The 9146-nt window shown below is 40.3% G+C and carries 7 protein-coding genes; 4 read left to right on the top strand and 3 right to left on the bottom strand.

Annotation, left to right across the window (positions count from 1 at the left end; genetic code table 11):
- Positions 1-419: 419 nt before the first annotated feature.
- The 4 genes from FJR05_RS05190 to FJR05_RS05175 all read left to right on the top strand — a co-directional run bounded on the left by FJR05_RS05190 (position 420) and on the right by FJR05_RS05175 (position 5580).
- Entirely contained in the window at positions 420-1472 is a 1053-nt protein-coding gene (locus tag FJR05_RS05190) for a permease (RefSeq protein ID WP_168643135.1), read from the top strand.
- A gap of 183 nt (positions 1473-1655) precedes the next feature.
- On the top strand, positions 1656-2420 hold the full coding sequence (locus FJR05_RS05185; RefSeq protein ID WP_168643134.1) for a TIGR03943 family protein: 765 nt from the start codon (positions 1656-1658) through the stop codon (positions 2418-2420).
- 98 nt (positions 2421-2518) lie between these two features.
- Positions 2519-4018, top strand: coding sequence for an Ig-like domain-containing protein (locus tag FJR05_RS05180; RefSeq protein WP_168643133.1), 1500 nt, complete (start codon positions 2519-2521; stop codon positions 4016-4018).
- A 212-nt stretch (positions 4019-4230) separates the two neighbouring features.
- Positions 4231-5580, top strand: coding sequence for a hypothetical protein (locus FJR05_RS05175; protein WP_168643132.1), 1350 nt, complete (start codon positions 4231-4233; stop codon positions 5578-5580).
- A gap of 66 nt (positions 5581-5646) precedes the next feature.
- Here FJR05_RS05175 and FJR05_RS05170 read toward each other — a convergent pair whose 3' ends face one another.
- From FJR05_RS05170 to FJR05_RS05160, 3 genes are all read right to left on the bottom strand, one after another.
- A complete protein-coding gene (locus FJR05_RS05170) occupies positions 5647-5892 on the bottom strand; it encodes a DUF4926 domain-containing protein (RefSeq protein ID WP_168643131.1) in 246 nt (81 codons plus the stop codon).
- Positions 5893-5942: 50 nt separating this feature from the next.
- Positions 5943-7103 carry a hypothetical protein gene (locus FJR05_RS05165; RefSeq protein WP_168643130.1) on the bottom strand — a complete coding sequence of 387 codons (1161 nt, stop codon included), beginning with the start codon at positions 7101-7103 and terminating at the stop codon, positions 5943-5945.
- Positions 7104-7233: 130 nt separating this feature from the next.
- Positions 7234-8961 (bottom strand): succinate dehydrogenase/fumarate reductase flavoprotein subunit, encoded by a 1728-nt coding sequence (locus tag FJR05_RS05160; protein ID WP_168643129.1) that lies wholly within the window; start codon positions 8959-8961, stop codon positions 7234-7236.
- Between the last annotated feature and the right edge of the window lie 185 nt (positions 8962-9146).

Genomic DNA, 9146 nt, shown 5'->3' with positions numbered 1-9146 from the left:
TGGGGGGAGAGTGAAAAACTACCATGGGGAGTTAGATGAGAATGAACAACTTCACGGGGAGTGGGGGGAAGACGGAAGGCAACGTTTTTACTCTGCGTCAGTTCACCTAAATTCTGGTGTATGTATTTAAATTAATGGGACGGAATTAATTACACAATTGATTTTTCTGTTCCCTGTTCCCTGTTCTCTGTTCCCTTGCCATAACGACAATTTTGAACGCCAACCTACTTAAATAAAAGTCAAAAAACAGAGAATTTTTTCACAAATTATTGGGGACTGCTATAATTGCCTCACTATAATGAGATTGACTTTTAGTAGTTTAATCAATGATCCCCGTAGAGGTTACTCAACAACACGCTATCGAATAAGATGACAAAACAAAACCCTAAAACTCAGAACTGCTGTTGAATACAACGCCCATGAATCAACTGAACAATGGTTTTACAATATTTCTCAGTCTACTAGTGGAGGCGATGCCATTTTTACTGCTGGGTGTGTTCTTATCCAGTCTATTGCTACTATTCGTTGATGAAAGTAAATTGGTGGAGAAAATGCCCAAAAATCCCCTATTGGGGGCTTTATTTGGCAGTATGATCGGCTTTTTGTTTCCAGTTTGTGAGTGCGGTAATGTGCCTGTGGCACGACGGTTATTGATGCAGGGAGTACCCACACCAGTAGCAATTGGCTTTTTATTAGCAGCACCAACAATTAACCCCATTGTAATTTGGTCAACTTGGAGTGCATTCCGCGATCAACCAGAAATAGTAGTGTTAAGAGTGGTATTTTCTCTGGCTATTGCGACTATTATTGGTTTTATCTTCAGTTTTCAATCAGATTTAGTTCCTTTTCTCCAGCCTGCGATCGCCCGTTATCTCAAATTTAACCCCCCAGCACCACCAAAAACAAACCGCCGGGGACAACAATCTCAACTACAACCCCAAACTAATACACCGAGTTTATTGCAATCAGGAACATATATCCTCGGCGGGAGAACGGGAGCATCACAACGCATAGACAATAATTACAGCGAAGTTGCGGCACTTTCTGACTTCAGTAAACCCTTATCAGAGAAACTCCGCTCCCTATTAGATAATATTGTCCAAGAACTCCGGGAATTAGGCGGAGTCATGGTATTAGGAAGTGCGATCGCTGCCGCTACCCAAGTTTTAGCCCCCCGTGACTTGATTCTTAGTCTTGGGGCTGGGCCAATTAGCTCGATTTTAGCCATGCTAGTATTAGCAGCAGTTGTATCAATATGCTCTACAGTTGATGCCTTTTTTGCCCTGTCTTTTGCCTCCACTTTTACTAGCGGGTCATTGTTAGCATTTTTAGTATTTGGACCGATGATTGATATTAAAGGCATTGGTTTGATGCTCTCAATTTTTAAGCCCAAAGCCCTGATATATCTGTTTTTCTTAGCTGGACAATTGACGCTCTTATTCACCTTATTTCTGAATCTGCACGTGATCTAATTGAGATAGAGTCCCATTTTTATCAGAATTTTCTCCTTTATCTCGGAAATATGGGGTGTGAGGTATAGGGTTTAAATCTGAGGAAAGTGGGAATATAGTAACTGAAGATTAAGAAAAAGGTAGTCAGTAATTTCTATTCATCTACTCCCTGCCCCCTGCTTCTATCATCTGTGATACCCAAAAATGTTGAATTCCCAAACTAAAGCCCCAAATAAACTTACCCCTTGGCTAGATGTATTAGCCATTACAGCTTGGGGTATTCTCATGTTGAAATATTGGCTAACAGGCAAACTCTACTTATTAATTCACCCGGACTTCTTTTGGTTAGTAATTGTCGCTGGAATAGCCTTATTAATCATTGGTTTCTTTAAGGGATTGCAACTGTGGAAAAACCGTCACCGTCCCCAAATAGCTAATGCTGGGCATATTAATTTATTTCCCCCTGGTTGGGGCAGTTTTTTACTACTAACAACGGCAATTTTAGGGTTAATGATTACACCCCGTGTCTTTGCCAGTCAAACAGCCCTAGATCGAGGTGTCACTGAACTAACTGGTGCTAGTCGCGCTCAACCCCAAGCATTTCGGGCTACAGTTCGTCCAGAAGAGCGATCGCTTGTAGATTGGGTACGCACACTGAACGTCTATCCTGAACCGGACGCATACACAGGGCAAAAGGCAAAAGTCCAGGGATTTGTGATTCATCAACCTAACGTCAGCGAAGAATATATCTTTTTAGCCAGATTTGTTCTCAGTTGTTGTGCCGCAGATGCTTATCCCGTAGGATTACCAGTGCAAATATCTGGAAGCCGTCAACAGTATCCGCCTGATACATGGTTAGAAATAGAAGGACAAATGACCACACAAACAATCACCGAAAAACGTCAATTAACAATCAAAGCCAACACTATTAAAAAAATTCCTCAACCTAAAAATCCTTACAGTTATTAATTAGGTTAGGGAACAGGGAACAGGGAAGAGGTAAATTTTATGCCCAATGCCCCATGCCCAATGCCCCATGCCCAATGCCCCAAAATCCAAAATCTTAGATGAGTAAATCCTATAAACTTATACAACCATTAGACCGGGTGGCGATCGCAGTCATGCTTCTACTGAGTATGCTCATCGGACTAATCATCTGGAAAGGCGATGTCGTCAAACCTAGCGTCCGCAACTTTACCTGGGAAAACCAACAAATTGGCGCAGAAGACATCTCCTTCTCCCTCACCTTTAGTCGGCCAATGGACTTCAAAAGCGTTGAAGAGAACTTAAAAATAGATCCACCCCTAGCAGGTAAAACCAGTTGGGCAGGCAGAAGAATGGTTTATACCCTCCTCACCCCAGCCCCCTACGGCACAACTTACCAAGTCAAATTAGAAAAAGGTAGAGATAAGTATTCCCAAGCCGAAGGACAAAACCGCGTCATGCAGCCCTTTACAGGTAGCTTCACCACCCGTAATCGCGCCATCCTTTACATTGGATCTGCACCAGAAATCCAAGGGCAATTGGTACTTTATAACTTAACCCAAGAACAAAAAAAAGTCCTTACCCCCAAAGACCTAATTGTTATGGATTTTGAGCCATTCCCCAACGGTGAAAAAATCCTCTTCTCCGCCCGTTCCTCTAAAAATCCCGATTTACTGTCCGCCCAACTTTATACAGTCACCACAGGCATACCTAATCAAATTGGTCAAGAAACAGCAGCCCCAGGTAAAGTTGACCTAATTTTAGATAACAAAGAATATCAAAACCTCAAATTTGACCTCTCCGCAGATGGACAAATCATCGTTATTCAAAGAGGTAAACGAGATAACCCCGGTGACTTTGCCCTCTGGTACTTATCCACCAAAAATGACAATTCCGGCGAAAAACCCACCCCAAAACGATTACAAGGACAACCAGGCGGAGATTTTCTCATCACACCCGACAGCAAAGCCGTAGCCGTTTCCCAAGGGCAGGGAACAGCAATTGTATCCTTAGAAGGTAACAGCAGTAAACCCCTGGATTTTCTGCCTCAATTTGGCTTAGTACAAGCCTTCTCTAAAGACGGTTCACAGGCAGCAATGGTCAAATTTAACACCGACTATACAAGAGATTTGTTTTTAGTCACCAACCAAGGCGTACAAAAACAACTATTAAAAACAACAGGTTCAATTCTTAGCTGTCAATTTGACTCAGCCTCTCCTAGCCTTTACTGTCTAGTTACACAACTGGTTTCTAAAGAACAATTCATAGAACAGCCTTACTTGGTATCCATTGACCTAAAAACAGGAGTCCAAAAACCACTGCTACTCTTACCCCCTGCTCGACGCAATGTGCAAACCAATTTAGCCCCCGACGGTTTAGGCTTCTTATTTGACCAAGTAGTTCCTATTGGTAATAACACTACCCCATTACCCGCCAACACCTTAAAAACAGATGATGGCGAACCTATTTCCAGTAGTAGTCTTTGGTTAATGCCATTGCTACCCATCGCTGATAGTACCAACATAGATATTAAACCAGAACAACTGCCTCTAGCGGGCTTTCATCCCCATTGGCTACCTTAAGTAATTGACAATTGCCAACTGATAATTAACAATTGTCAAATATCAAGAGTCAATTTTTCTTTGTGTAAATAACTGATGACGGCTATGTATTTGTGCATCATTACAATATGACCGTGACAAATTTACCTCTAATCAAGCTAATGCCACGCTATCGGCCAACTATAGTTCGACTTCGCTCACTATAAACGGATTGTCAATGTGAAACCGTAGTTATGGAAAAATTGGAAGACAGCAACCAACAAGACTGGATTGCAGAACCTAATATTGATCAACAAGCACAGATCAACTTAGAATTTCAGCAATTACTGAAGTTAAATACAGAATTAACTACAGCTAATAATCATCTATATGCCCAGGTCGAGCAGTTAAAAACCGAATTAGCTGAAGCAGAGAAGATTTTGCAGTGGCACAAAACTCGGTCTAGTGTAACCGAGTCTATGTTTATCCAACAAAATCAAGAACTTTCTGCTGGTCAAGAACAAATTCATTCCCTGTATCAGCAGTTAGAAACCTCGGTTCAAACAGTTCAACAACAAGAAATTTGTATTGAAAATTATAAAGCTAATTTGCAAATTAGCCAACAACGGTTAGCACATTTGGAAAGAGAATGTTCTCTTCTGCAAGCTAACTACAGCCAAGAGTCCCAACAGCTATTACATTCAGAAAATACCTGTCGTGAATTGCGAGCTAGACTAATGCGCCAACAACGACAGACTATGCAGTTTAAATCAGCTTTGGAAAAATGTCTAGAGACTCCTATTCCTAGCCACGAGAACCTGGAGGATCATATCCATCATCCCCAGGATGTCATCCACAAACAAACGCGATTCTCTAGAAAAGCCCGGTCTTTGTTTCCCAACGCCCAACCCATTAGACCTTGGACAGGGGAAACGGATTCTGCGAATGAGTCTGTCAATAGTTCCTGGGTTAAGTCTACAGTGACAACTTCGGAAAACTATATCCATCATCCAGAACCAATTATCTCTGATCCTATACAGGTTAATGAAGCAACTATACCCCCAACAACTAGAGATGATTCTGAACTATTATCTTTAGACCAACAACTGGAAGGGATAATTCATCGCTTTTTTATTACACCATTATCTGAAGAAACAGACCAGGGGACAGAGACAGATGCAAATATTCATCAAGGTGATACATCTGTTTTAGAGGCTTTAGTATCTACTCCAGAAAATCATCCACAACCAGAAATAATTATTCAACAGGATTTGCAGATGGAAATTGATCCTTATGCTAATACTGAAAATTCTGGAAAGGAAGATTTTCCCATATCAATAATCCAGGAATTACCAGCGGTTGCTAATCCCCGCAGTCATCAGATTCATACTGAGGAAATGGAGGATTATTGGTTAGACAGTTCCCCAGCAACAGCATCTTTACCCACTAATGATATTTTGCCGGATTTATTGGATGATCATACATCTAACAATCAATCTGATAATAAGTCGCCTTCACCATTGATTTATCCCCGACGACCACCCAAGGGACGCAAATCTTTAGCATCTGTAGAACTGCCGAATTTTCAACCTAAGCATAAGTAGCTTTTTTTGGTGATAAACCTTGAAAATATGCTGTATCAGTGATTAGGATGATTTTGAATGTGTAAACTAGGCAATATTAGCCATTAATCTAACTGCGGGTCTATCGGCACAAGTTGGCAAGCGAAAACAACTCATTGGCAATGTGACAATAGCCACAGTATTGCCTAGCATATCAAAAAACTCAACGCTGTAGCCTGTTTCTAGTCCAGGAATATCATGTTTTTCAACTACTGTGCCAATGTCCCCAGTATATACATTATCTTCGGGAAGATCACGCAATAAGATTACATCTGAGTAAAGGGTAAAATTCATTAATTTAAGAGAGAGATTTGCTTTGCGATCGCACTACTTGTTTTAATTTACTACCTTAAAAACCCATCTGGCTTTATAGACAAATTTAACCATTGTTCCAAAATATCGGATATCCGGGTAATTTGATCATCTACTTTTTTGTCAATTTCTTCAAAACTCTCACCATTGAAAAAGTATTCTACTAAATTTTTCAAATTAAAGCTAGGAGAGAGCAATGAATTTGGTATTTTTGCAGGTTTATAATGTACTAAAATATTTCTTAAGTCTGTTTTTGATCTGATTTTTTTCAAATCTTTATCGTTGAGTATATTCTTAAAATATTGCTTGGAGATTTCAGTAAGCAAATTTTGGGGATAGCAATAGTTCTGTAACCTTTCTAGACTTGAAGCTAAATGATAAAGAGTAATAAACTTTAGCTTAAAGAAAATTTCAGGATAATTTGCCATGAGTCTAGTAAGAATATGGCGAGTAAAATTTAGTACAGAAATAAATAACAAAAGACTAGAATTAATTGATCTGGTATCATTTATGTTAAATACAGAGGAGTAAAAATTAGCTGATTTAACATCTTTATAACCTAGTTTATCATCTTGAATCGTGTACTGAAAGCTATTAGTTTGTATGGGCATAAATTCAGTCCATGTGCATAACTGTGCCAAATATTTTCCATGTTCTTGGGCAACCGAAAATAGTAAATCTCGAAGAATGGCTGTTTTATCGTCACAATTTTCAGGTAGGTTTTCTTTTTCCAACCCTGTGAAAAAGAATCCTATATGTGTTGAAGCGACAATACGTCCATTATAACTAAAGATACCTAAATCCGGTTGTAAATATCTTTTTAGTGAAGATAAACAACCTTTATGGCTATTAATAAACCACTCTTTATGCCATTCAGAAATCCAATCTAGTAATTCCAATAAACCACTAACTTTATTAACCTTGTCATCGAAAAATTTCAAGCGCATTCGGGAATTACTTATTATTTTTTGCGAGTCAAATGATATTTCTTTTGCATAATCTGGGAATTCTTTTTTAATATAATTATATGACTCAACAGTAAAAAGTGATAAATAGGGCATCAATCCAAAAATCAGAATACCTGCTGATGGTTGTTTGAAGAATTGTGGCATGAAGTCAAGGTAGAAACCAGCATCACTTTTAATCAAGTTACGTTCAAACTCTATCGCTGCTGAGTTATTCTGAAAAGACATAAATTTTAGGTTTTAGTAAAGAGTATATTACGTATAAGTATAATATAAAAATATGCTCAATGCTGACATAATCTAGAATTAGAATATCTAGAAAGGGCGCAGACCCTGCGCCCCTACGGAATGATTTTAATTAATATTTTCGCTCTTTTGGTTCAAACATTGTGATTGTGACGGGACGATATTGAATATCAATTCCTGTTGGTGAATAATAAGCCATTGTGTGTTGTAAGAACTTATTATCGTCTCTTTCGGAAAAGTCTTCTCTAAAGTGTGCGCCGCGACTTTCTTGGCGATTGAGGGCGGAAGTTAAAATGGTTTGTCCAACTACCATTAAACTTTGTAATTCTAAGGCTTCAACTAACTCTGTATTCCAGCTTTTTCCTTTGTCATCTAAATATATTTGTGAATATTGTTGTTGTAATTCGGCAATTTTTTCTAATCCCTGACCCATGACTTCGTCGGTGCGGAAAACGCCACAATTTTCAGTCATATTATCTTGAAAGGCTTGACGAATTTGATTAATTCTGTACTGTCCTGGTTGGTCTATTAAGAGTTGTATTTGTTGTTTGGCTTCGTTGATGTAGCGTGTTTCATCGATGGATGGTAATTGGCGATTTTGGACATAATTAGCGATCGCTGCCCCAGTCCTTCTCCCATAAACCACACATTCCAATAAGGAGTTACTACCTAGACGATTTGCCCCGTGAACAGACACACAAGCAGTTTCTCCAGCGGCAAAAAAGCCTTCGACAAAACTATCATTATTACTCCGAACTTGTCCATCGGTGTTGACAGGAATCCCACCCATACAATAATGATTAGTAGGACGCACAGGCATCGGTTGAGTGACAGCATCTACACCGACCAAACGATGGGCTTCTTCCCAGCAAAAGGGAACACGACTCATGATTTTTTCCTTACCCAAATGGCGTAAATCCAGATAGACAAAAGGACCACCCGCACTACCATCAGTATTCACACCACGACCGGCACGGATTTCATAAGCGATCGCCCGTGAGGTAATATCACGAGGGGCTAACTCCATGCGACTGGGGGCGTAATTAGCCATAAAGCGATCGCCATCAGCATTAATCAAATATGCCCCTTCACCGCGCACAGCTTCGGAAATCAGCACCCCCACAGGATACAAACCCGTAGGATGAAACTGCACAAACTCCATATCTGCCAAAGGTAAACCAGCCAAAGCCGTCATCGCCAAACCATCACCAGTAGAAGCATAATCATTAGAAGTCGTGTTATAAACCCGACCATACCCCCCCGTAGCAAACATCACAGCCTTCGCCCGTAACACCTCAATATGCCCATCCAACAGGTGAAACATCACCACACCCTTAGCCTGACCATCCTCCAAAATCAGGCGCATGACATACCATTCTTCGTAAATCTGCACACCATAACGGCGCAAATTATTCACCAACTCATGTAAAATCGCATGACCAGTTTTATCAGCCGCATAACAAGTCCGGTTGTGAGAATGGCCACCAAAAGCCCGTTGAGCAATTCGACCATCAGGTAAGCGAGAAAACAACACCCCCAGATGTTCCAAATCAATCACCACATCCGGCGCTTCCTGAGTCAAAATTGCCACCGCATCTTGATCCGCCAAATAATCAGAACCCTTAACAGTATCAAAAGCGTGAGCTTCCCAAGAATCCGTATCATCAACATTTTTTAAAGAAGCCGCCATCCCACCTTGAGCAGCCACCGAATGAGAGCGAATTGGGTGAGTTTTGGCAACTACCGCCACCTTTAAACTAGGGTCAGTCCGGGCAATTTCCAGCGCAGCCCGACATCCAGCCAAACCACCACCAACAATAATTACATCATGTTCGAGCATTATTAACCACCAATTAAAAAAAATTCCCCGTCTACAAGACAGGGTAATAGAGAAATTGTAAATTGGTAAAATTCCCTTTAGCTAATTGCTTGGATGGGATTTTGTTGGGGAATATTATTGGGGATTGATTGTAGTTTTTCACTCTCCCCCCACTTTCGAGAGTTTATAGGGTAGGTAGAAGTAGG

The sequence above is a fragment of the Dolichospermum sp. UHCC 0259 genome, from assembly GCF_009711935.1.
In the GTDB taxonomy this organism is placed as follows: domain Bacteria; phylum Cyanobacteriota; class Cyanobacteriia; order Cyanobacteriales; family Nostocaceae; genus Dolichospermum.
This window is presented reverse-complemented; position numbering and strand designations above follow the sequence as displayed.